This window comes from Ruegeria sp. CL5 (genome assembly GCF_056536485.1).
This window is the reverse complement of record NZ_JBQFPS010000006.1, coordinates 253,656-275,438: the sequence shown is the minus strand read 5'-3', so window position 1 is coordinate 275,438 and position 21,783 is coordinate 253,656. Positions and strand designations below refer to the sequence as shown.

Below are 21,783 nucleotides of genomic sequence, written 5' to 3'. Positions count from 1 at the left end.
TCACCGTCGAGCTGATCGCGCCGATCGCGATGGAAGACGGCCTGCGTTTCGCCATCCGCGAAGGCGGCCGCACCGTCGGCGCCGGCGTCGTGTCGAAAATCATCGAGTAATCAGTAGGCCGGGATTCAGCCCGGCACATCGGTGAGACTAAAGAAGGCCGTCCCAAACCGGGGCGGCCTTATTCGTTTGCAGCGAATTTAGTCGCAGGCAGCGTCCACTATGAATTCTACCTTCAGTTCTGGGCGTGCCAGTTTGGCTTCACCACAAGCGCGTGCAGGGGCGTGGCCTGTTGGAACCCAAGCGTTCCAAACCTCGTTCAAACCAGCGAAATCCTTCATATCAGCCAGCCATATCGTGACGCGCAGCATTTTTTCTCGTGACGATCCCGCCTGTACGAGTAGGGCATCTATTTTGTTGAGGCAATCCGAACCTGCTCCTGAATCGTCTCACCCTCGGCAACTTGTCCAGTCAGATAGGCCACGCCGTTGTGCTTCACGATTTTCGAGGACCGTTCGCCGGTATCAATGCGTTCAATCATGGGCATTCTCGTTGTATTAGATTTGGTATGGTTGTTCTTGGTCACAAGATGCCTTGCTTGGCAAACAGAATTCTATTGAGTGGGTTTCAGCGAAAATGAATTAGGGGTGATCGAGTTTGGCGTGAACATATGTTCTGAAGAAGGACTCTGGATCATTGAAGATACACCAAACTCCTCGAATACATCGGGGATGGTGAGGAGATTCTTCATCAAATAATTTTAGGCCACAATGCCGAGATTAATAGAAACACGAATGGGGCTTTTCTTAATCAGACGTTCACCCCAATCAAAGACTAAAAACCCACCTGTGAAATGCAGCGAGTGACGTGGAACGCGGAAGCGGCGAACCGCTGAGATCAGGGGGAAATCATGTTTAGTTTTGAATTCATCAACTATGGAACTCAAATCCTTCACAGCAAGGATCTGGAGGATATGCGAGACGCGGTTCTAGGCGGAAATGACCACGAAGTTGATTGCAATGTCAGCGATTTTTGTCGTGAGCGAAAACGGTTCGACATCAAGCTTGCTGACGTATCAGAAAGCGCACAACGGGTCAGTGCCAGATACAAATCATGATTCGCAGGTACTGGGAATAGCCGGGTGCGGGCTGATCCGTTTGGGCATTATTGCGTTGGAGAGTTATCAAGTGCCTTTGGACCAAGGCTCCCGCCCCATCATGCGGTCGGCTTCGGCAGTGATGTCGTTCATATGCCGCTCGAGACTTAACCGCAGCGTTTCTATTTGTTCTTCGGTTGCCTTTCGCGGAACTGGGTCGGTCCACTCACGGCACAGGAACACGCCTTCGTTGCGCCAGGGGCGGGGCATCAGCAGACGATCCCAGGTTCCTGCTTCGCGCCCGTGCCTGGCGGAATAGGTGATCCCAAAGACACGTTTGCCCGACGTCCGCGCCCACACCAGCGGTACAGTTGAAGACACCCGTTCAGGACCTCGGGGACCATCGGCGGCGATTCCGATTGAGATGCCCTGTTTCATTTTTCCGAGCACCTCGCGGGACAAGGCGACGTGGCGTTTGCGGCTGGACATCGCGATCGTGTCCATACCAAACAATTTCTGCACACGGCCCACCATACTGCCTGCGCGGGCAGCAGAGGTGATCGAGCAGATGCGGCCCTTGTCCAAGGGAAAGAAGTAAGGCGACTGAGCCAGACGCTGGTGCCAGAGAACCACGATGACGGGTTCGCCTTGTTCGGCCAGTTGATCTAGTTCTTCGTATCCTATGCGCCGCCAGTTTGTGTTGCGATTGACCATCCTGATATAGCTGGCAATTCGCCGCGCGACCCAGTTCAGAACGGCTTCGCTGTCGGCGATTTTCTTGCGGATGCTCAAGGCTGCGCTCCTTTTGCTAGCCGAACCTTGTCTTAAAGAACTGTGCGCGGGGTGCAACTTTTTTGTCGGAGGCAAAAACTCAAAAATCCTCTTGAGTCCGCTGCGCCTCTGGCATATCTGATGGCCCAGCCTAGGGGTATAGCTCAGTTGGTAGAGCGACGGTCTCCAAAACCGTAGGTCGCGGGTTCGAACCCTGCTGCCCCTGCCATTAAAATCAAATACTTAGACGCGTTTGTATTTGCCTGCACGAAATTTTTTGTGCGGTTTTTTGTGCGTTATTCAAAAAAACAGAACCTGATTCCATTGCGTCTAGTCGCCTGAAACGGTTTGCAGCTTGGGTTCGATTTTCTTGTGGTGATAGTTGAATATGAACACAAATAGAATCATCTAGTGCGTGAGCACTGGTATCTTGGCATGCATCCAAGACCCCTCACTTATCAGCGGCAGCAAAACGAAACGCGAGCGACATAATAGCGTTGGCCTTGGCCATCTGTCGCTTCAGAATTGCCGCCAGCTTCTTCAATATGTAGGGATCATTGATATCGGGCGGTGCATCCAGATCGGCAGCAGTCAGATCGCTACTCCTGTTGGCTGCGAACTGTCGGGTTTCTGATTTTAGGTATGTAGCGGCAACCGCGAGCTCGACCGCTTCACTTGTTAGCTCTTGGCTATCGCCGCCAGCACCTTCAACAGTGCGTTTTGGCGACGGATCATTTCTTGGTTGCTGTGGTGAATCTGTTCCTGTCCCGAGATGATCACCAAGAGTAGATCCCGAAGCGGGGCCTCGCTCGATTGCGAGACATGGTTCTTTGTCGGATCTGAGGTCATGCAGTTTCTCCCTTGTTTTCTCAATGAATTTGGCCACGTCTGCGGCTTTAACTCGCAAAGTGCGGTTTGCGTTGTGGGGCTTCAGGTCGCCGCCGAGCTCGATGTTGATCCGGCTACGGCCTCGGCCATCCTGAACAGCGTTGGCCAGCTCCAAGCCTTGACGGTCGATCAGTTCGGCTAGTGCTTTCGGCTGATCTGAACGGTCCAGCTCGGCCAGCTCCTTCAGGCTTTGGCGAAGGGCAGGCAGGTCGAAGTCGTTTCGCTTCGCTTGCTGGTATTCGTCGTGGCTGTAAGCGGCGCGGGGTTTGTCTTCCCCCAGAGCTGCGGCCAGCCTGTCTGCCAGCTCGTCGTGACCTTGCTCGCGTAGGCGCATTTCTGAAAACTGGTTGTGAGCGCCAGACGTGATCTTATGGCCCATCTCAAGCTCCATGCGTCGGCTGACGGCCTCGTCTTTGCATTTGGATCTGAAAAGCTTGTAGGTCTTCCCAGTCTGGCTATCTGCGGCTGGACGGATCAAATGATAGTGCTGTTGGGTCGATCCATCGGCACGCTTGCTTTCGTGCATCGCCAACGTTTCAGGATCATCATGATTGAAACCGAAATCCTCGCGGATCGCCGACACGGTCGCGCCCAGCTCGTCGGGTGTCAGTTCTTTATCAGGGCTGATGATGACATGTAAAAGTCCGTTTTTTCGGCCTTTGGCTTCTGCAAATTCATCAGCAACCAGAAGTTCAGCGGACGAGTCTTTCAATACCTGGACTCGTTCGTTTTCACCCTGCCGGATGGCATAGGCGCAAATGCGGTTGCCATCACCCGCAGATATGGTGCCGGTCTTGATGATCACTTGAGTTTGCCGAGCTGGCCTCTCAGCTCGTCCAATGGCTCAAGCCAGATGCGGCGGGCTTCGGCAATGATCTTGTACATTGCATCGAACTGATCAGCGTTCAGGGTGCCGTCTTTCTGGGCGGTGTTTACTGCGGCCATCGCCTGATTGATGTTGTTGCCGATCCCGGCCAACTTCGCGGCGATATCCTGTAACTTGGTGGCATTAGGCAGGCCGTGTGCGGTCGTCCCGAAAACCACTTTTCGGACGTAATCAGCCTGTGTCAGCTCGTGCTTGTGGGCGGTAGTCTTGAGCTGGTTGGCCTCGTCCTCGGTAAGTCGCATTTTGAACTGGCGGGGTCTGCGGGCTACAGGGTCCAGCGGGGTCTCAGGGTCTTTAGGGTCCATAAAAAATCCTTTTTTTTTAAATGTGGCCCTCGGGGGTCAAGGGGGAGGTTTCCTCCCCTTTGCAAGTGTCCAGTCGCCCCCCTCGGGGGGTGAATGGTCCCACTTGCTTCCCTTATTCGGGCTTCTGAATTTTAAATTGTCGGAAATCCGAAAAAAGCAAATGCGTCGTGTGGATAACGGGAACAAAGGGTCAAAAGGAGCCATCGGTGCCTAGGGGGTAAGAGGGCCATTGCATGACAAGGAAAGAGTGGATTCAACGATTGTTAGTCAGGCTGGTGATTGGTGATCATGGATAACGCCAGCTCCATGATGCGGCAGCTCTTGAGACGATGAGAGAGGCGCATATCGCCTATCGACGCTTCAAGGAGCCGGAAGATCAAAAGGGCGCAGCAGAGATTGTCGTGAAGGCTCAAGGTGCTGTGCTTGCCCGCGCTCTGAAGAAGTACGGCGAGGTTACTAATCTGCCGAGGCCTGATCCTGAGTATCATGCAGGGTTTCGGAAATATTAACGATGGGTTGCGCTGCGTCTCCTTCTGCACACCTGAAAAGCAGGTCAAGGAGGCCAGATATGATAAAAAGATCTACGATTGAGACCGAAGAATACTTTGAAATTAAGAGAGCTTTTGAGACGTACTTTCGTGAGCAACACGCGCAGCAAGAATTGATCGCTACGGAATTGGCAAAAGTGGTACGCCAACAGGGAGCTTTGCTTGCTATTTTTGCCCACTCTGTTGAGCTTTTGCGGGGCAAGAAATGAGCCGTTTATTCATGGGGCTGTTCGGGATGGGGTTTGTACTAACAAACCTCATTAACAGACATCTGGGGGAAGCTCTGCGGGCTTCAATAGGCCATAAGGTTCCAGTTAACAATCAGGTGAATCGTACGGCTGCACTTGGGTTGATGAAAGCTTGGGCAGCGTTCGTCCAAGCAAAGAAAGACGTTTCATATTATAGCCGTTTGGGGATGTGATTTCACGACTTTATGGAATCAGCAATGATTTGTTCAATGTCGATACCATCACTGCCCAGTCCTGAGTCGTTGGGATTCCAACGGTCTCCCATTTCCTCCAAGAGTTCGACCATTCGACGCCCTGTGAGGGCCTGAGCTGCTTTCCACCATCGGCTAGAGCAGTGGTCCAAATGCGCAATGGAATCTTCGATTTCCGATAGTTTCAGATAAGTCATTTTGCAGGTCTCCTTGTTTTAATCGCTAAGTAAATGGGCGGGTAGATACAAGGAACCGTAAAAAAGAGACTGACTGCCCTTGGCCTTTTCGGGCCTCCCGGCTGTAGACGTCAGAAATGCGCAGAAAGCTGACTTTGCAAAGTTTCGAGGACGGCCCTTTTCAAGTTTTATGAAGTCGACTTTGATGCCGCACTGGGGCGAATCGAAGCTGCCGTTCGTTGCATGCGCAATTACTAGTGCCGGAGTATTCTGCCTCCAAGGAACTATGGACTATAGGTCTATCTCCATCTGTCAGGACGACTGAACACCAGCAACGAAAAAAGACCGCACAGCACAATCGGAGACAACGTCCCGACAGAGCTGATGAAACTGCCAGGCGCATTCAGCCCGTCTATGTGATCAAAGGGCGGAAAATCTAATCGCGAGCGGGGACACTTCCGGTAGCACAGCACAAACCCATGGACTTTCGTTTTGAACAAGCTGACCTGGGGGAGAGGCCACCAAAACTCAGAAAATAGGATGTAATCGTACGAACGCAACCAACGCGACGTAGCAATCACTATATCCTTAGTTGCCAGAAAGATTGGAGATTTCCGATTTGCGGTTAAACTGAATTATGAAAGCGATCACAGGGAAGCAAATGAGAACTTGGCTGTTTAGGATACTTGGGCTCGTTGCGCTTCTCGCTTTTGCAGCAATCGCATTTGTTTGGTTGCTACTTGCTGCACCGTTGTTCTCAGATATGCGGCGCAACCTTGTGGAAAAGGTTCTTTCGGAGCAAATTGGACAGCCGCTTCTTGTCAACGACGATGTTAGCGTCGCACTAGGTCGCATTACCCACATCTATGTCGGCGGCGTGGTCATCCCGAGCGAGACAATGCCAGAGACCTCTCTTGCAGAATTGAAACTGCTTGAACTGGAACTGGACGTTGCCGCCTTGGCCAACGGACGTCTGCACTTTGACAACCTTTTGGTGGACGGTCTTCAGGCAAACTTTCTTACAGCCTCTGATGGGACAACAAGCTGGCGAAAAAGCCGACCAATGCCAACGCCTCAAACCAACGGGTCGCTTGCAGAGGACAATCAGGATGCTGAGGCCGAAATCGAAACGTCCGAAGTTGGTGGCAAAGAAAACAGTGGGATTCTTACTTTTCTCAGCGACAAGAACGTCAATTTCACATCAATCGGGTTAAACATCGACGACAAGGTGTCGGGCTTCTCATTTGTGTTTGACCTTCAGTCGCTTGCGCTTGAACAAGTAGATAACGGAAAAAGAACAAAGGTCTCTGGTTCCGGCTCGGTCAACGGTCAAGGTTTTGAAATCAAGGGCGACTATCCCCATGACGCGCCGTTTACGACGAGAGCCAACTTTGGAGAAATGACTGTCCGCTACGATGGCGAGCCATTCGCGGAAGACGAAGGTGGCGGTTACCGGGCTGTCCTGGAGATGGATACTGGCGAATTCGGTGACTTTCTCGATGTCATGGGATTGGAACGCGTTCTGGAAGGTAATGGCCAGTTGCAAGCTGAGCTTGTGTCTCAGGACGCCCTAAAGATCGAAGCATTTACTACAACCGTAAGCCTTGAAGATGGGCAAAAACTCGAAGCTGAAGGTTCGATAGATGACCTCTATACAGCTAAAGGCGTCGATCTGCTTTTCAATGCGCGCCTTCACCCAGAGGGGCAGCCGCCTCAAGCAGCAAAGAGTATCCAAGATCTGAAGTTCACTGGCTTTGAAATGCATATGGTTGGATCCCTCGCCTCCTTCGAATTCGAGAAGCTACTGTTCGAAACCAACGCCTTTGACCAAGGGTTGGACGTGATCGGCCCAGCCTCTATCGAGAGCATTCGCCGCATGCCGGATGGCCGCCTCGCGATGTTGGGCATTACCTTGCAAGCCGGCCCAATTGAGGAGCCGGTACTAAAAGCCCAAGGCGAAATACTCGACCTGCTTCAGCTTCAGGACGTGAGCTTCGATGGCATGCTGAATGGGCCTGCCAAATTGATTTTGCACGATCTCGATGAAGACTATGTTGACCAATTCGGCGGCATCAAAGCCGATTTCAACATATCCAATGCGAGCGGGCCGGTTTCACTCAACAGCTTTAACGCGACTACTTACGACACCGATCTTTGGGCGCTCGACCTTGCGTTGTCGGTCAATGAGCTCAAAGGGCTGGCCGGGCTTGATTTCGACGTGAACCTGGATGTGGGCGATGGTGCTCAATTTCTGAACGCGCTCAACCTTCAACGTATCGAAATTGGCGCACTCGGCATTGATGCTGAAACCTCAAAGCAGGGCGAGGACTTTAAAGCTGCAATCGAGTTCGAAGCTGGCTCCTCGCAGCTTCTAGCGGCTTTAGATGCAAAATTTCCGGATGGCTCTTCTGTTGTTCGCGGCTACGTTACCAGCGAGAGGCTCGATCTCAACGACCTGAAGAACCTGACTGCCGTGCTGGACCAATTGAAAAGCCTGGTAGGGGAGACCCCAAAAGAACCTGAAGCCGAAGTTCAGCCTTTGGTTTTGCCGAAGGAGACAAACGTCCAGCCCTTGGTGTTGCCAAAGGAAAAAGGGAAACCTGCCGATCTTCTGGATGTGCAACGCGTGCTGCGAGAAGCTGACGTCGAGGTACAGATCGAATTCAATGAGATTGTAGGCCAGCAAGGCGTAACATCTGTTTCCAGTCAATTGTCTGCAAAAGACGGAACCGTGGATTTCGGACCTCTTCAGATAGCTTATGGCGGCGGAACCTTCAGCCTGCGGGCGGTCATGGATCTGATTGACTCACCTGATTGGCTTTCATTGTCGGGGTCGACCTCAGGGTGGGAGTTCGGTGAGATCCTTGATGAGTTAGGGATTGGAATTGATGCCTACGGGCGTTTGAGTGGTGAATTCAACGTTTCGGGCAGTACCGCTTCTGGCAGGGCGTTCATCAACTCCATGCGTGGCAATGCGTCTTTGTCAATGTCTCAAGGCTACGTAAGCACCAGTTTGCTGGAGTTGGCGGGGCTTGGTATTTTCCCTTGGCTGTTCTCTGAAGAGCTGCGGCAAGGTTACACCGACATCACTTGCGTCGTGGCCCCTGTTAATATTGAAGCCGGGCAGGTAAGCACAAACTCCATCGTCATTGAGACAGCTTCGGTTCAGTTGGTGGCCAGGGGACAAGTCGACTGGCTGAACGATACGATTGCAATACGAGCGGAGCCACGGCGCGTGGGCAAACCCCTTTCCCGAAGCGCTTGGCCCTTTGATGTTACGGGCCAGCTTTCGTCGCCTAAATTCAAGCTGGATGTGGGCGGGTCCAGAAACAAGGCTCCGGTCGGTGCTGATGAAATGCCAGTAAACAGGCAGCCATGTGTGCCGGACATCAATCAATTGCAATAATTGGACGCGTCCTAGTTCTTCAGTGGTTCCGGCTGTTCGGCCTGACACGCCAGAACGGCCTCAATGGCTTTTGCGGATCCGCTTAAATCGAGTTCGACTTCGGCTCCGCTTTCGCCAATGATCGTAACGCTTTGGCGTTTTCCAAACTCGGTTACAAATGCCGGATTGTCGAAAAATGCGTAGCCACCGGGCACGCCATTCTTGTAGACACCTACGGCCTCACCTTCGAACTGCGCATCGCCAAAATCAAATCTTACTATGCCTGTCGCACCGTCCTCGACTTGAACCCAGGCCGGATTGTAGGCGGCAAAAAAGCCGCCAGCCTGGTTTGGTGCAGCGCCAATTTCTACTGTCATATCGTCTTCAAAGGCTCTCCACGCGAGACAACCGTTGCCTTTTTCTGGATCGATGAGAATTGCCCAGTCGCCGGACTCACCCCACTGTTCCATCCCGGCTGCGTGAACAAACCCAGGCAGAAGCACTACAGTTGCGGAAAGTACCCACTTGATCATCCGGAGCCTCACTGAGTTCTGAAGATTTCTTGTTTGATTCTAATCATTGCGCAATGTCAATCAATCCAATCCGATGACGGTGGTATTGCGTTTTTGAAGTTTCATAGATGACCCTGACGAGTTGTTAGTCAGATATGTGAGCAAGCTCACCATCCCAATCAGCTGAAGGTATTTTGGGTTCCGGTGGATCAGCGATGTAAGACGGAGTCATTATTTGAGTTTCGTTTTCATTAAAAACATCGACAATGTTCTCGCGAAGATCCGACAAGATTTTTGGCAAACTCGATCCACGAGAAGTGTACGCGTTGATTTCATAGTTGATCGCGTAATCTGCCAACTGGGTCCAAAGCACAAATGGCTCCGGGCTCTTTCTCAACCCTTGCGTTCGGTGTGCCGCCTCAATCAGCATCGCTTTGATTTTCTTGGGAGGCTCCTCGTAGCCAATCCCCACCGTCGTGTGCACCAAAAGCCCCCGACCATCCACTTTTCGTGAGTAGTTCACAACTTCGGAATTGAGCAGCTGGGCATTTGGAATACTTATCATCTCGTTTTTGATCGATTTGATGAGTGTTTCCATCAGTTTGATCTCTGTTACGTCGCCGATCTTGTTACCGACCTGAATTCGATCACCCACATTGGTGCTGCGTCTGTAGATGACAAACAGACCGGCCATCATATTTGAAACAACAGTGTTAGACCCCAGCGACACCATGATGCCGGCAAGAATAGTCAAACCTTGGAAGGCGCGAGAGTCGGAACCAGGAATGTAAGGGTACGCAAACACCAACGCGATAACGATGAACAAAGCCCTGCACAGCATTTTTGTTGGTGCAATCCAATGATCCTCGAAGTCCTTTAGCTCAAAGGCTCCGCTCTCAATGTTTTCGAAGAAAAGATCGAGGCCTCGAATTCCCAGCCGAGTCACAGCGGCTATAATCGCAAGCATGATCAGATTTGGAACGTAACCGACAATGGCCAGAACCACAGTGACCAGCGGTTCACTGACATATTTCAATAGGATTTGGGCTATGCCCTGCGTTTGTGCGAAAGAAAGCAGAACAAGGGAAAGATAGTAATAGAAGAAAAAAAGGAAGAAGACCCACATCAAAACGTGGATTGCATAAACGATGATGGCGGCGATAGCCTTGCTTCTCAAAATCGATTTTGTGGCTTCCTCAAACCCTTCTGCTCGCTTTTCCAAGTTGCTTCTAATGTAGTCCAACAACTTTCGCCGTTTGGTGAAGAACGCATATGAAACCAGTGCAAAGATTACCGTCCAGGCAACGGCAGCAATCGCACTGTCTACCAGCCCTTCATTTGATCGCGCTTTGCGATATTGCAGGATCGCGGTTTCAACCGCCTCGGCCTGTAGTGCGGCCAAACTCTCCACGTCCATCTGTTCATATTCGGCATCCGCTTGGGTCGTCGTTGTAATCATCCGACCGTCGGCTCTTATGAGTTTACCGAACTCAGAGTCCATGATTTCGACATTTACGCTCGAACTCTGAGAAGCATCGCCAACCTCAGAAAGGCGCTCAGCAACCTTGTCGGCCCGCTCAGTTGCTGGAAGGGCACTTGAACCACGAACGACGAACAGTTCCTCTCCATCCACAATCACTGGGGCAACAAATTCGGAATCTTCTCTTTCTTCAGTCGGAACAAGCGGTTCTTCTGACTGGGCGAGCGCGACACTGCTGGCAAACAAAACAGTCGTGAACCAAACTACAAAAGCTCTCATGACTTTGCTCCCTCAACGGGTATCAGGTGAACATCGCGCTGTGGGAAAGGTATAGATATTCCCTCTTCGTCAAACCGTTCTTTCGCTTGCCCCGTCAGGTCCCAGTAGACCGTCCAATAGTCGTCTGATTTGGACCACGGGCGACAGAAGATATTGACAGAGTTGTCTCCCAGCTCGCCGACGAAAACCTCGGGCTTGGGTGTCTTCAAACAAAGATTGTGTTGAGCAACCAGTTCCTTGAGAACGTCGATTGCTTGCGCCGCGTTGTCTGAATAGGCGATGCCAAAGACCAAATCGACCCGGCGTTCTTCTGAGGCGCTGACGTTGGTAATCACGTCGCCCCAGATCTTACTGTTCGGGACGATAATGATTTGGTTGTCAAATGTACGGATCTTCGTGGAAACCACAGACATCTCATCCACAAAGCCGGATGATCCTCCGACTTGAATGTAGTCACCGGTATCAAATGGCTTCAAAACCATGATCATCAGACCACTCGCAAGATTGCCTAGGGTTTCCTGAAGCGCGAAGCCCAGGATGAAAGACAAGCCACCAAGAACGGCAAAAAGAGGAGTGACGTTCACTCCAAATAAGGCCAAGACGACGAGTATCCCAAGAACGAACACAGCCCAGAAAACTGCTGTGGCGATGAATCTCTTCAGCATCCTCGAAATAGTCGGAATTTTTTCTAAACCGCGTTCGGTGACACGGCGCACCATTCGGGCGACAAACATCATGGCCCACACGGCTAGCAAAACACCCAAAACAGCCATCAAAAGGCCCACGCCCCCTTCCCAGGAGAACAACCAGGCCCAAGCATTTTGAAATAGTGTCTGAAAGTCAGTTGTTTTGAGCGCCCCTGCCTTTAATGCAAGGATGTAGTCGGAATGGGGTTGCAGGTCTTCTGCCTTGGCCCCTTTCAGTGTCCACGCCTCAAGCACCAACCGATAGTTGTTCAAAAGCGCCGATCCTGAGTCACTTAGGGACGCCAATTGTGACCGGAGGTCGTTTTCTTGCTCCCCACTTGCTGTCCGAAGACCGAGATTAATCTGGGCGACCTCTTCGAGTTGCGAGCGCACAATTCCTTGCCAAGTGCCCGCGACCTCGGAAAGCTCATCTGCCGTCAACGGAACAAGCAGGATCTCCAAATCTTCGCCCGAAATGGATGTATCAACGACCTTATCAAGAAGTTCGTCTTGCTCTACTTCGACAGCTTCCTGCGCATCCGTCGTTTCTTGGGCGTTGGCAGAAAAAGCGCCTGTGAGGGTCACCATGCAAAGAAATAGCCAAATTGGCCCGATATTGAATAGTCGTCTCATTTATCCGTCCCCCTCTTTAATCGCTAAGGAGAACATACAGGGATGCCATAAATCCACTTTTATATTCAAAATCGAATATTCTGTTGTGACAAATACCGTCTGAAAAAACAGCTTCACATCCACTTGGTTCGGAAGGATGGTTGTTCAAAAAAGCGGACTACCAATTCATTGCAAATCGTCGATTGCCTGCGCCGGGCGGTCAATCTGTTTGAACGATCAAAAGTTTTACGGGTTCCTCACTCTTCACCGAATACGCGTGCCCACTCCCTGACGTGTTGTCCAACCACAGAACATCTCCAGGCCTCAGCTCCAGCTTTTCATCACCTGACGCCTCTACTTCAAGCTGCCCGGATAGGCATACACAAAGCTGAGTTCGCGTAGCCGGGGCAAATCCAGTCGATGTTCCCGGAGGTAGCTCTGCAAAGAAATACCGTTCGCAATTCTCTGCATCAGATACCAAAGTCGAAACTTCCGACATCATATTACCGCTGCCGCGCAGCGTTTTTTTTGTTTGTCCGAAGACTGCTCCACCGTTTTCATCTTCACGCAAAGTATAGATCTGCATCTAAGGATCCTTTCAGACAGTCCAGCCACATTGATTGATGTCAGGCATCTATCTCGGGCCGTCGTCAAATCGGTTTTGCTATCTCGTTTGAACGTCTTGGGACGCATTCTCAGCCGAGCCTGCATCGACCCATCCCATAAACAGCTGGTAACCGGCGGCCAGAAAAGAGGCACCAATGAACATTCCCAGAAAACCCCCTGACATCATTCCGCCAAGAGCCCCAATCAGTATCACTGGCATAGGGACATCCAGACCCCGCCCGAGAACGATTGGTTTCAAAATGTTGTCCACCATGCTTCCTACAATCATTAAAACCGTGAAAATTACATTGAACACCGTCGAATTATCGCCGCCGGTGGACCAAAGCAGAGCAACACCAACCAGGGCGATCAACGTAATGGGGATTTGCATGATCCCAAACAATAGAGCGAGAACAGCAAGGATCCCGGCGCCCGGAATTCCTGAAAGGAAGAAAATGATCCCAAGCAGGAATGCGGTCACAAACGCAATCCCAATAATACCAACGGCCACAGAGCGAACGGTTTTTGTCGTTAGATCTTGAAGCCCCAGACCTCTTTCTGGCCCAGCAAACCGGGAGAAAATCCGGCTCATCGCTCGACTACCTTCTTCAGACCAGGCCAGCATGATTCCGGCGACAATGAGGGCACCAAGAAGTTTGAAGACACCGCCAGCAGTCCCCGCCGCGACGCCTGCGATCCAGCCGCCAAAAGATTTTAGTTGAGGAGTCATTTTCTCAAGGAAAGCGGGCAGATCTGTTGCGGCCGCCGCCCAAGTTTCGTGAAGGTTCTCACCAATTAACGGAAGTTCGGCGACGTCCTGAGAAGGTGCAGGCACTTTGATTGTACCTTCGGACAAACCTTCAGCCAGCACAATGAGCTGTGTTGCAAATGCACTGCCCATTAAGACTGTGGGAACTCCAATCAGAAGAAGACCAACCAGAACCAACATAGTGGCAGGTCGCCCTGAAGAGCCACCCATCTTTGCCTTCAACGCAAGGTAAACCGGTTGAAGGGCTATGGCTAAAACCAAAGCCCAGAGCATAATTGGCAGAAAAGGCGCGAATGCCCAGGTGCACGCCAAAACGATGAAGGCAATTACTGAAAACTGTATCAGTGATGACGTCAGCGCCTCTGAAATTGCCTTGCTCAGTTGATCTGTTTCCCGCTTCAAAGTTGGATCCCCCATTTTCTTCTTTGTGCAGGTCGCGAATTCGGTCGAGACCCAAAGCAAAGCAGCTCATTCTTTCGTCTTTCATTCAATGTTATCTATATATTAGATTGAGTCGAGTATGCATTCCGGCCCGCGTCACTAAATTTAGGATCAGCCGCTAGTATCGAGCGGAATTCCGATGTGAACCTCAGGCTCAAAAATAGGGGGAGCTATTTTGGTCAGTATTCAGCCAAATCTTGCGTTGCACTGCCGAATGCGTTCTCGAAGGATGCTTCTCAAATCCATTCAGCGAGCGCAGGAGTTTGAATTTTGATTTCCATGAAGACTCTATTCAGAACCGCTACAGCAATCGCTGTTTTAGTTCTGGTTTGGTATCTGGCAGCCGACAGAAACACTCCATTCACTTCGAACGCACGCGTCAAGGCCATCGTTACCCCGGTGGTCCCCAAGGTTTCGGGGACAGTGATTGAAGTGCCGATTGCGAATGCTTCGTTTGTTGGTGCAGGGGAACTATTGGCTCGAATTGATCCCCGCCCTTTCGAAATCAGCTTAGCCCGGGCTGAAGCAGAACTGGAAAGTGCAACTCAGGAAGTTGGTGCGAGCTCAGCTGATGTGGAGCGGGCTCAAGCGCAGTTGGTCCGAACCCAGACCGAGCTGGAAAACACCCAGCTCCAGTCTTCCAGAGTTTTGGAACTGGAAAAGAAAGGTCTTATTGCGACCGCCAGGGCAGACGACGCACGAACCGCTCTTTCAGATGCCGAGGCCGCAGTCGATGTTGCCAGAGCGGAACTGGAGCGCGCGCGACAAAACCTTGGCTCTGACGGTGAAGAAAACCCACGAATAAAAGCCGCATTGGCCAATCTGGCGGCAGCTCAACTCGATCTTGCCTATACCGAGCTTCGTTCTCCAACAGAAGGCGGCGTGGCAGATTTGACGATTTCAGAGGGAGCTTCCGCACAGGCAGGGCAACCATTGATGACATTTGTGGACGCCCGCAATGTATGGGTCGAAGCCTATCTGAAAGAGAACAATCTGGGGAATCTTACAATCGGAGACACGGCAAAAGTAGTTCTTGATACCCATCCGGGACGTGTCCTTGTTGGACGAGTCGAGAGCATTACTGGAGCAGCTTCTTTGGGAAACCCAACTCAAGATGGACTGCCTCGCCCGCCATCCGACTCGGGTTGGTTGAGGGCAGCGCAACGTTACCCTGTGCGCATAGTCCTGCCTGGGTATGAGACCGGTGATAAGGACGACGACGTAATGTTTCTTTTGAACGGGCAGGCTGATGTAATTGTTTTTACATCAGGAAACTCGCTGTTGAATACGATAGGAAACGCATACATCCGCGTTGTTTCGTGGTTGAGCTATGCCTACTGATGCTGACAAACACTCTTTGGCGCAAATAACTCCGCCTGAGAATGTTCGTCATGGACTGAGGTTGGCGCTCGCCCCTTGGATCGTCTTTTCCCTTGGCATAGTCACTAACTTGCAACTCGCTTTTATTGGATCGGTTTTCGCGGCTTTGTTTACGCTCGGCCTTAGGCCGGTGCCAGTGTCTTATGGGATTGCGCTGCTGACGAAATCGGCAGCAATCCTTTTGCTCGCGTGGGGTTTATCTATCTGGTTTCTTCCCTATCCTGTTGTTTTCTTAATTTTTGTTTGCCTCGGTGTTTTACTCGCATACAGATTGCAAATAAAAACTGGCGACTTGTTGCTTTCGGTTTTCGCAGTCATCGCAGCACTTCTTGTTCCGTTCCTTGCGAGAATGGATCCGGAACTCGCTGGGACCATCGCCTATTGGCTAATAGCAAATGTGGCAGTGGCCATGATCGTTTCGTGGCTGGTGTTCCTGATCTTGCCTGAACCCGATGCATCTGAGAAAGGCACAAAAATAGCGGCTGATGAAACAAACGTCACTGATACAGAACTACAAATGCTGCGTCTTGCTGCGGTTGTAATTCCATTTGTTTTTTGTGCTTTCGTTTTTGATTTTATTACACCCTTTGTGCTGGTCTTCGTCGCTATTCAGTCATCCCAGTTTGTAGCCGACACAAGTGCGCAAAGTCGCGCCAGTCGGGATATGCTCACAGCAAACATGATTGGCGGTATTGCCGCAGTGCTCGTTTATGAATTGTTGGTTGTGGTTCCATTTCTGCCTTTCGTTTTGGTAACACTGTTTGCTGCAATGGTCTGGTTTTCTCGCCAGTTCATTGCCGGCGATACGCGCATAGTTTCGGCGATCACCGCTTTTTTGATTTTGATCGGAGGAACACTGATGCCGTTTTCTGACGACGCTCAAACCAAAATGATCTTCCGCCTTTGGCAACTCGGCGTGGCATTCGCTTACCTCAGTTTAGCTTTTGCAATCGTGGACCGGTTTGCCCCTGAACGCGTGAGCAAAACCACTTAAGATTCAGCGATCCACGGCAGCAATGACCGCCAATTCGGGATTAGCGAAGTTTAGATGCGAATGTCTGCTTTGGGCTGCGAGCCGCCGCACGCAGGTGCAGCATGCCTTTGATTTTCGGTGGCGGGTCTTGTGCGGAAAATTGTGTATGTGCGCCGATTAAGGGATATTCCAAGGTACGTAAAGTCAATGGAAAACAGATGCTTAAATATGGGTAAGTACTTGGGGATAGGTCGTGGCGACGGTCTCCAAAACCGTAGGTCGCGGGTTCGAACCCTGCTGCCCCTGCCACTCTCTCAAATCGATGATTTCGCTGGGGCAGACGCGTGCATTTGGCGCGCAAGTCAGACTCAATTCTCTTGACGTTTAGGGCAAGAAAGAAAAAGCTTGAACTAGGCTTGCGGAGAGGCCATCAGGGTTATCCGCCTAACGTGCTAAGGTCACTCGACTTTTGTGCCGATGGCAGTAAGCCTGACCGGGTAGGGGAGCCCGGAGCCAATCTGGGGCAAATGGGGATAATGGCAGAGATCGACGTATTTCTTGAAGGGCTCGGGCTGACCAAGTACGCCCCTGTGTTTGCTGCCAACGAGGTCTCTCTGGCTGATCTTGTAAATCTCTCTGAACACGACCTGATAGATATGGGGCTACCGTTGGGTCCGAGGCGCCGACTGACGGCAGCTTTGGGTCAGGCGCGCGGGGCGAATCCGGCACCTATTCATGGCCATGGGAAGATTGTGGCCGAGCGACGGCAACTGACTGTCATGTTTGTTGACCTCGTTGGATCGACTGCCCTGTCAGAACGTCTGGACCCGGAAGATCTGGGTGAGCTGCTGCGACGGTTCAAAGAAATCTGCTCAACCTCAGTAGCTCGGTTTGGTGGCCATGTTGCAAGCTTCATGGGCGATGGGGCGATGATCTATTTCGGCTACCCTCACGCGCTTGAAGATGCAGCGTCACGGGCAGTTCATGCCGGACTGGATATTCTGGGCGGGCTGGCCCGCATCGAAGGTCAGGAAAAACTGAGCGCACGGATCGGGGTGTCGACGGGTCTTGTCGTTGTGGGCGAGATACACGGCGAAGGGCTGAAAGAACATGACGTGGTTATGGGGCGCACGCCCAATCTAGCCGCTCGATTACAGGCGTTGGCCGAGCCAAATACCCTGATCATCAGCCCTTCGACCCGGCGATTGATTGGTAATGCATTTGAGTTAGAGGATCGGGGCTCATTCGCACTGAAAGGATTTTCGGAGCAGGTCCAGGCCTGGACAGTTACAGGACAGGCTCGGATCGAGCGTAGATTTGACATTATGCCGGATGCCGGGGCTGGGAGGCTTGTCGGGCGACAGGTCGAGTTTCGCAAACTGATCGAAAAGTGGCGAGAGGCCTGTCAGGGTGCCGGTCAGTCTGTGTTGGTTTCTGGTGAGGCCGGAATTGGCAAATCACGTTTGATCGAGGGGTTAAGCCAAGAGCTGGAGGATCAGGGCGCCCTTCGGCTCAACTTTCAGTGCTCACCATTTCACGCCAACTCGGCGCTTTATCCGATCATTCAGCATTTGGAGCGCGTGGCGGGGTTCACGCCAACCGACAGCGACGACGATAAGCTCGGGAAACTCTCCTACCTCCTGCGACATCATCCGCGCGAGCATATGCGCCTGATTGCCGATTTGTTGAGTGTCGAAGCGGACGCTTCACTAGGTCCGCTTGATCTGCCGCCACAGGCGAAACTTGAGCAGACACTCGATGCAGTGACCGAGCAACTAGCAGCGTTGGCTCGTGAGAAACCTGTCTTACTGTTGTTTGAGGATGCCCATTGGGTCGATCCGACCACATTGTCGCTGACCGACCGAGTGATCGAGCGCATTCGGGATTTGCCGGTTTTGATTGTTATTACCGCTCGCCCCGGATTTGATCCAGGCTGGGGGCACCATAACAATACGTTGCACTTGCCGCTGAAGCGTCTGGAAAACCGGGACATTGCCGAGATCGTGGCGGAAGTGGCAGGAGGGAATTCTATTCCAGCCGAAGTCTGCGATCTGATCGCGGCCAAAACCGATGGCATTCCGCTTTTCGTTCAGGAAGTAACGCGCGGCCTGCTGGAATCCGGACAACTAAGACTGACCGACCAGGGTTATGCCTTGCGCGGTCCATTGCCAGCGCTTTCTGTGCCGAATACGCTCAAGGATTCTTTGATGGAGCGCTTGGACAGGCTGGGAACCGCCAAAGAGGTTGCACAAACTGGTGCTGTCTTTGGTCGACAGTTTTCAATCGCGTTGCTGGCCTCGGTCTCAATTTTGTCACCAACGGTCTTGGAGGCTGGGCTGGAACAGCTTTCCTCTGCCGGTATCATTTTGCAGGCTCCGGATGAGGCAGAAGATGAGTTCATCTTCCGCCACGCATTAATACGCGACATGGCTTATGACAGCTTGCTGCGCACGGAACGGCAGGTGCTGCACGACCGGGCGGCAGGTGCGCTGCTTGAAAACCAGCCGCAGCTTGCCCAGACTCAACCCGAGCTACTGGCGCAGCACTACACATTAGCGCACCGTGCGGATGAGGCGGTGATGCATTGGCGAAGCGCCGGGCGGCGGGCGATTGAACGTTCGGCCCAAACCGAGGCATTGACGCATCTGTCAAAAGCTCTGGATCAACTGGCAGATCTTCCCAAAAGCAAAGATCGAGATCTGCAAGAGATTGATATTCAAATCCTGCGCGCCGGAGTACTGCGGTCAACCAGCGGTATCTCAGGGGATGCCACAGGCGAAGCGTATGGGCGGTTGCGAGACCTCTGCCATCGAGCGGATGAGACCGACAGGCTGTTTCCGGTTCTTAACGGGCTGTATGCCTTCCATTTGGTGCGGGCCGAATATCGGTTGGCGCAAGATGTATCGTCGCAAATTCTTGATCTGGCGGCGGAAAGCGGCAGGACTGAACACCGAATGGTGGGCCATCGCGCGATGGGTGCTGTGCAGTTGCATTTGGGTAATCTGCCTAAGGCAAAAACCCATCTCGAACAGGCCTGGTCGCTATATGATTTTGATCAACACAGTCAGTTGGCCTATGTCTATGGGACTGATCATGCCGCCATTACTTCAGCGTTCCTGGGTACGTGTTATTGCCTCATGGGGCGGCACCAAGAAGCCTTGCAGATTCAACGCACGGCTTTGGGCTGGGCGAAGGAATTAAAGCACGCCCACAGTGTAGCGCAGATTTTGGTCTATATGTGTAAGGTTCATCTGCTGGCACGCGACATACCCGCGTTGCAGCAGGATGTCGAAGCGTTGTCCAAAGTTGCTGAAGAGCATTCGCTGCCATTCATGGCCACCATCGCGCGATTGTGGGAAAGCTGGGCCAACGCGACCGAATCCTCGGATATTGCGCATATCGATGATCTGCGCCAAGCATCAGAGGACTGGTGGGCAGTTGGGGCCGGGAACTACAAATGTTTCTTCCCCTCTCTGATTGCCGAGCTTCTTATAAACGCGGGTGATCATAAAGCGGCTAAGCAGACATTGTCGCACGCGGCGCAAATGCTGGCTGAAACCGAAGAGAAATGGGCCGAAGCTGAACAGCTGCGAATCGAAGCCAGTTTTGTTGCCGGCACCGGGGGCGACCCAGAGCCTTTGCTGTTGCGGTCGATCGAAACGGCGCGACGGCAAGGGGCACACTTGTACGAACTGCGTGCAGCGGTTGCGCTGACACGTTGGCGGCTGGACCATGGAAAGCCTGCGGGCGATGCACTTAACACCGGTTTGTCTCATTTCGAATCGAACGCTTACCTGGCGGATCTGGAAGAGGCGCGAGCGTTATTGGAAACGACCACTTGACCGACAGGGGCCATTGCTGCCAGCTTGGACAGCGGCAGATATGGGATGATACCGAAAATTCATAGTTATGGCGTGGGGATATGCGTTTCCACGCTACCAATTCATTTGGTGTGAGGAGGCCCGATGAAGAAGATCAGCAAAACGCTTCTGGCCAAGGATATTGTGGCGCAAAGCCGCACTGATCTGGCGCTGCAGCAATATCACTCGATCACGCCCGAGCAGATACGCGCGTTTGAAAAGAAACTGATCGGAACGGTCACTCTGCCCACCGACCCCGACTACAACAATGACCGGCAGGTTTGGAATCCGGCCTTTCAGGACTACCCCGAGATCATCGTCTATTGCGAGACCATTAAGGATGTGCGCGCCAGCCTTGCTTTCGCGCGTGAGCACGACTTGTGGGTTGTGGCACGGTCTGGTCGCCACAGCACGGCGGGGTATTCGGTCAACAACCAGATGGTGTTGGACACCAGCAAAATGCGGTATGTCACCGTCGACCCCAATGTGCCGATGGCTTATGTCGGTCCGGGTACGCCGTTCAAGATGCTGAACTCTGAGTTGAATTCCTATCACTTGCATGTGCCGGGCGGGGCCTGTCAGGATGTCTGTGTCGCCGGCTTCATGATGGGCGGCGGCTATGGCTTTACCTCTCGCCGCTACGGGATGGCCTGCGACAATGTCTTGGGCGTAACCGTGATGTTGTGGGATGGCAGCATAGTGATCGCGGACAAAGACACGAACCCCGATCTGTTCTGGGCCATCCGAGGCGGGACAGGCAACAACTTTGGTGTTTTGCTGGAGATCCGTTACAAGCTTCACCCGCTCTATAAGGTTTGGGGCTGCCATATCACCTGGCCGCTGGACAATGCCGCCAAAGCGCTGGAGTTTCTGCAGGCCAACTACATGAGCACCTGCGAAGATGACCGCTTCGGCGCCTATATCTTTCTGGCTTATCAAGGGGATCGAAAGGTACTGCTGGTGTCGGCGCTCTATGACGGCACGCCCGAAGAGGGGAACGCATTCGTTCAGCCCCTGCTGACCGATGAGATCGGCGGCGAGATGGGTGAAGATGACCAGAATTATGGCACCTATCAGGAAATCAACTCGTGGCTTTACGACGACAAGTATGACATCCCGGTCGTGCCCGATCAGGCGCGCGAAGATAAGCAGGCCGGGTATATCAAGCGCCAGCTCAGCGCGGGTGAATGGCAGCGCGTCGTGGACTACCTCGACAGCACGCCCAACGCCTATGGTGCGGTAGCGATCGAACCCTATGGCGGCGCGATCAACCGGATGCCTCTGGGCAAAGAGGGCAATGCCTTTATTCACCGTGATGTGTCGCTGAACTTCTACGTCGATGTGTTCTGGGTGTCGGAAGAGGAAAAAGAGATCGTTGTGCCTTGGCTCGACGGGTTCATGGAACTGATGACCGAGGAGGGGTATTTCATCGACCGGGTTTATCAAAACTACCCCCGCCGGACGCAAAAGAACTATCGCTGGCAGTATTGGGGCGAGTATTTCAACTCACTGCTGTTCGTGAAGCAGAAATTCGATCCGAACAATTTCTTCCACTACCAGCAGAGCATTTCGCCCGTGCCCGATGATGCGCCGCCGGACATCATCCGCGACACGTCCAAGTCGATCTTTGACGACCCGACCATCACGTATGAGACATATTCGAACCCCTGAAAGCAGGGGCAGCCAAGGCCAAA

18 protein-coding genes, 1 tRNA gene and 1 pseudogene are annotated in these 21,783 nt (G+C 52.4%); 10 read left to right on the top strand and 10 right to left on the bottom strand.

Annotated elements, in window-relative coordinates; translation table 11 throughout:
* Window positions 1–110: EF-Tu C-terminal domain-related protein (locus tag ACR0IU_RS12800; RefSeq protein WP_480567056.1), on the top strand; the 110-nt coding region annotated here is incomplete at its 5' end.
* Between the two features lie 87 nt (window positions 111–197).
* Here the strand turns inward: ACR0IU_RS12800 and ACR0IU_RS12795 are convergent.
* Window positions 198–538, bottom strand: a pseudogene (locus tag ACR0IU_RS12795) (RidA family protein).
* A gap of 369 nt (window positions 539–907) precedes the next feature.
* On the opposite strand from ACR0IU_RS12795, the gene ACR0IU_RS12790 reads away from it, so the two are divergent.
* Window positions 908–1,114 carry a hypothetical protein gene (locus ACR0IU_RS12790; RefSeq protein WP_010443359.1) on the top strand — a complete coding sequence of 69 codons (207 nt, stop codon included), beginning with the start codon at window positions 908–910 and terminating at the stop codon, window positions 1,112–1,114.
* 66 nt (window positions 1,115–1,180) lie between these two features.
* Here the strand turns inward: ACR0IU_RS12790 and ACR0IU_RS12785 are convergent, their stop codons facing one another.
* Window positions 1,181–1,885, bottom strand: coding sequence for a lysophospholipid acyltransferase family protein (locus ACR0IU_RS12785; RefSeq protein WP_480716516.1), 705 nt, complete (start codon window positions 1,883–1,885; stop codon window positions 1,181–1,183).
* Between the two features lie 132 nt (window positions 1,886–2,017).
* Between ACR0IU_RS12785 and ACR0IU_RS12780 the strand changes: the two genes are divergently transcribed.
* Window positions 2,018–2,093: transfer RNA gene (locus ACR0IU_RS12780), tRNA-Trp, on the top strand.
* Between the two features lie 222 nt (window positions 2,094–2,315).
* Here the strand turns inward: ACR0IU_RS12780 and ACR0IU_RS12775 are convergent.
* Window positions 2,316–3,557, bottom strand: coding sequence for a hypothetical protein (locus ACR0IU_RS12775; RefSeq protein ID WP_480716515.1), 1,242 nt, complete (start codon window positions 3,555–3,557; stop codon window positions 2,316–2,318).
* Window positions 3,554–3,943 carry a plasmid mobilization protein gene (locus tag ACR0IU_RS12770; RefSeq protein ID WP_480716514.1) on the bottom strand — a complete coding sequence of 130 codons (390 nt, stop codon included), beginning with the start codon at window positions 3,941–3,943 and terminating at the stop codon, window positions 3,554–3,556. The genes ACR0IU_RS12775 and ACR0IU_RS12770 overlap by 4 nt, the downstream gene beginning before the upstream one ends.
* A gap of 329 nt (window positions 3,944–4,272) precedes the next feature.
* Here ACR0IU_RS12770 and ACR0IU_RS12765 point away from each other — a divergent pair, with 329 nt between their 5' ends.
* A complete protein-coding gene (locus ACR0IU_RS12765; protein ID WP_480716513.1) occupies window positions 4,273–4,452 on the top strand; it encodes a hypothetical protein in 180 nt (59 codons plus the stop codon).
* A 59-nt stretch (window positions 4,453–4,511) separates the two neighbouring features.
* On the top strand, window positions 4,512–4,700 hold the full coding sequence (locus ACR0IU_RS12760) for a hypothetical protein (protein ID WP_480716512.1): 189 nt from the start codon (window positions 4,512–4,514) through the stop codon (window positions 4,698–4,700).
* Window positions 4,701–4,914: 214 nt separating this feature from the next.
* Here ACR0IU_RS12760 and ACR0IU_RS12755 read toward each other — a convergent pair whose 3' ends face one another.
* Complete coding sequence (locus ACR0IU_RS12755; RefSeq protein ID WP_480716511.1) at window positions 4,915–5,127, bottom strand: hypothetical protein; 213 nt, start codon at window positions 5,125–5,127, stop codon at window positions 4,915–4,917.
* 616 nt (window positions 5,128–5,743) lie between these two features.
* Here ACR0IU_RS12755 and ACR0IU_RS12750 point away from each other — a divergent pair.
* Window positions 5,744–8,512 carry an AsmA family protein gene (locus ACR0IU_RS12750; protein ID WP_480716510.1) on the top strand — a complete coding sequence of 923 codons (2,769 nt, stop codon included), beginning with the start codon at window positions 5,744–5,746 and terminating at the stop codon, window positions 8,510–8,512.
* A gap of 11 nt (window positions 8,513–8,523) precedes the next feature.
* Here the strand turns inward: ACR0IU_RS12750 and ACR0IU_RS12745 are convergent, their stop codons facing one another.
* The 5 genes from ACR0IU_RS12745 to ACR0IU_RS12725 all read right to left on the bottom strand — a co-directional run bounded on the left by ACR0IU_RS12745 (window position 8,524) and on the right by ACR0IU_RS12725 (window position 13,837).
* Window positions 8,524–9,024, bottom strand: a complete 501-nt coding sequence (locus tag ACR0IU_RS12745; RefSeq protein ID WP_170361923.1) for a hypothetical protein — start codon at window positions 9,022–9,024, stop codon at window positions 8,524–8,526.
* A gap of 124 nt (window positions 9,025–9,148) precedes the next feature.
* Complete coding sequence (locus ACR0IU_RS12740; protein WP_480716509.1) at window positions 9,149–10,762, bottom strand: mechanosensitive ion channel family protein; 1,614 nt, start codon at window positions 10,760–10,762, stop codon at window positions 9,149–9,151.
* Entirely contained in the window at window positions 10,759–12,081 is a 1,323-nt protein-coding gene (locus ACR0IU_RS12735; protein ID WP_480716508.1) for a mechanosensitive ion channel family protein, read from the bottom strand. The genes ACR0IU_RS12740 and ACR0IU_RS12735 overlap by 4 nt, the downstream gene beginning before the upstream one ends.
* Window positions 12,082–12,280: 199 nt before the next feature.
* Window positions 12,281–12,646, bottom strand: a complete 366-nt coding sequence (locus ACR0IU_RS12730) for a cupin domain-containing protein (RefSeq protein WP_480716507.1) — start codon at window positions 12,644–12,646, stop codon at window positions 12,281–12,283.
* A gap of 78 nt (window positions 12,647–12,724) precedes the next feature.
* Window positions 12,725–13,837 carry an AI-2E family transporter gene (locus ACR0IU_RS12725; protein ID WP_480716506.1) on the bottom strand — a complete coding sequence of 371 codons (1,113 nt, stop codon included), beginning with the start codon at window positions 13,835–13,837 and terminating at the stop codon, window positions 12,725–12,727.
* 318 nt (window positions 13,838–14,155) lie between these two features.
* Between ACR0IU_RS12725 and ACR0IU_RS12720 the strand changes: the two genes are divergently transcribed.
* The 4 genes from ACR0IU_RS12720 (at window position 14,156) to ACR0IU_RS12705 (ending at window position 21,760) form a co-directional block, all read left to right on the top strand.
* Complete coding sequence (locus ACR0IU_RS12720; protein ID WP_480458161.1) at window positions 14,156–15,217, top strand: HlyD family secretion protein; 1,062 nt, start codon at window positions 14,156–14,158, stop codon at window positions 15,215–15,217.
* Window positions 15,207–16,250: a hypothetical protein gene (locus ACR0IU_RS12715; RefSeq protein ID WP_480716505.1), complete on the top strand. Its 1,044-nt coding sequence runs from the start codon at window positions 15,207–15,209 to the stop codon at window positions 16,248–16,250. The genes ACR0IU_RS12720 and ACR0IU_RS12715 overlap by 11 nt, the downstream gene beginning before the upstream one ends.
* 515 nt (window positions 16,251–16,765) lie before the next feature.
* On the top strand, window positions 16,766–20,071 hold the full coding sequence (locus ACR0IU_RS12710) for an adenylate/guanylate cyclase domain-containing protein (protein ID WP_480716504.1): 3,306 nt from the start codon (window positions 16,766–16,768) through the stop codon (window positions 20,069–20,071).
* A 123-nt stretch (window positions 20,072–20,194) separates the two neighbouring features.
* The gene (locus ACR0IU_RS12705; protein ID WP_480716503.1) at window positions 20,195–21,760 is read left to right on the top strand and encodes an FAD-binding oxidoreductase; all 1,566 of its coding nucleotides are present in this window, start codon (window positions 20,195–20,197) and stop codon (window positions 21,758–21,760) included.
* The last annotated feature ends 23 nt before the right edge of the window (window positions 21,761–21,783 follow it).

Bases quoted from the DNA above. Each gene is read 5' to 3' on its own strand.
- ACR0IU_RS12750 (WP_480716510.1), top strand. From the start codon at position 5,744: ATGAAAGCGATCACAGGGAAGCAAATGAGAACTTGGCTGTTTAGGATA.
- ACR0IU_RS12730 (WP_480716507.1), bottom strand. From the start codon at position 12,646: ATGCAGATCTATACTTTGCGTGAAGATGAAAACGGTGGAGCAGTCTTC.
- ACR0IU_RS12735 (WP_480716508.1), bottom strand. From the start codon at position 12,081: ATGAGACGACTATTCAATATCGGGCCAATTTGGCTATTTCTTTGCATG.
- ACR0IU_RS12770 (WP_480716514.1), bottom strand. From the start codon at position 3,943: ATGGACCCTAAAGACCCTGAGACCCCGCTGGACCCTGTAGCCCGCAGA.
- ACR0IU_RS12705 (WP_480716503.1), top strand. From the start codon at position 20,195: ATGAAGAAGATCAGCAAAACGCTTCTGGCCAAGGATATTGTGGCGCAA.
- ACR0IU_RS12755 (WP_480716511.1), bottom strand. From the start codon at position 5,127: ATGACTTATCTGAAACTATCGGAAATCGAAGATTCCATTGCGCATTTG.
- ACR0IU_RS12760 (WP_480716512.1), top strand. From the start codon at position 4,512: ATGATAAAAAGATCTACGATTGAGACCGAAGAATACTTTGAAATTAAG.
- ACR0IU_RS12715 (WP_480716505.1), top strand. From the start codon at position 15,207: ATGCCTACTGATGCTGACAAACACTCTTTGGCGCAAATAACTCCGCCT.
- ACR0IU_RS12720 (WP_480458161.1), top strand. From the start codon at position 14,156: ATGAAGACTCTATTCAGAACCGCTACAGCAATCGCTGTTTTAGTTCTG.
- ACR0IU_RS12740 (WP_480716509.1), bottom strand. From the start codon at position 10,762: ATGAGAGCTTTTGTAGTTTGGTTCACGACTGTTTTGTTTGCCAGCAGT.
- ACR0IU_RS12710 (WP_480716504.1), top strand. From the start codon at position 16,766: ATGGCAGAGATCGACGTATTTCTTGAAGGGCTCGGGCTGACCAAGTAC.
- ACR0IU_RS12790 (WP_010443359.1), top strand. From the start codon at position 908: ATGTTTAGTTTTGAATTCATCAACTATGGAACTCAAATCCTTCACAGC.
- ACR0IU_RS12765 (WP_480716513.1), top strand. From the start codon at position 4,273: ATGAGAGAGGCGCATATCGCCTATCGACGCTTCAAGGAGCCGGAAGAT.
- ACR0IU_RS12745 (WP_170361923.1), bottom strand. From the start codon at position 9,024: ATGATCAAGTGGGTACTTTCCGCAACTGTAGTGCTTCTGCCTGGGTTT.